General features: G+C 40.5%; 1 protein-coding gene. It reads left to right on the forward strand.

All coding sequences use genetic code 11. The features are described from left to right. Positions 1-41: 41 nt before the first annotated feature. Positions 42-1,172: IS1634 family transposase (locus tag FLS47_RS17610; protein WP_149915636.1), on the forward strand; the 1,131-nt coding region annotated here is incomplete at its 3' end.

Below are 1,172 nucleotides of genomic sequence, written 5' to 3' on the forward strand. Positions count from 1 at the left end.
AAAAATAGGGTGTCTCATGGCTTTTTTATCTATTTTGTGATGTGTTTGTCAGAAAGAAAAAGAACCATTCAGGTAGTTTTAGCGTCCAGCTGATTTCCAAAAGCTCGGGTAAATACAAAGTGGTTGAAACGATCGGCTCATCAGTAGATGAGCAAGAGCTTTCGAAGCTGATGTTGAAGGGTGAGCAGCGCATTCGTGAGCTGAAAGGCCAGTTTACCATGTTTACTCCTGAAAAGGATAACGTCATCGAAAGCTTTGTGTCTGAATTAAGCAATGGTCAAATCCGAACGATAGGTCCAGAGCTGGTTTTTGGAAGGATTTTTGACCATATTGGTTACGGGATAATTGAAGATCCGCTCTTTAGACATTTGGTTGTTTCCCGTCTTGCGTTTCCTTTAAGCAAATTGAAAACGGTTGAATACCTCTATCGTTACCAAGGAGTCTCTGTGAGCATAGATTCTATCTATCGCTTTTTGGACAAGCTGAATAATCAATTGAAAGAAACCATCGAAAAGATAGGTTTCGAACATACCAAACGGGTTCTGAAGGGAGAAATCAATATTGTTTTCTACGATATGACCACCCTTTATTTTGAATCAAGTGATGAGGATGACCTCCGAAAAAGCGGCTTTAGCAAAGATGGTAAGCATAGTAACCCTCAGATATTTTTAGGTTTGTTGGTGGGGCTGGGAGGATATGCGATCGGTTACGATATTTTTGAGGGTAATATCTACGAAGGAAATACACTTATCCCGGTCATCGAAAAAATAAGTAAGCGGTTCGGACTGAACAAGCCGGTGATCGTAGCTGATGCGGGTCTTTTAAACAAGTCCAACATCACTAAACTGGAAGAACAAGGTTACCAATATATTCTTGGAGCACGTTTGAAAAACAGTGGCAGAACGATAAAGGAAACAATCATCGGACACTCGCTGAAGGATGGAGAGTATCTGGTAATCCAAGGTGAAGCCATCAGGACTATCATCAGCTATTCCGATAAGAGAGCAAAAAAAGACGGTATCAACAGAAAACGGGGACTGAAAAGACTCGAAAAGCAAATCAACAGTGGCAGGCTTACCAAAAGCAATATTAATAACAGAGGCTATAACAAATACCTTAAAATGGAGGGAAATGTCAAAATCTCCATCGATAGGGAAAAATATGACCAGGAC

Source organism: Sphingobacterium cavernae (assembly GCF_008520265.1).
GTDB lineage: Bacteria > Bacteroidota > Bacteroidia > Sphingobacteriales > Sphingobacteriaceae > Sphingobacterium > Sphingobacterium cavernae.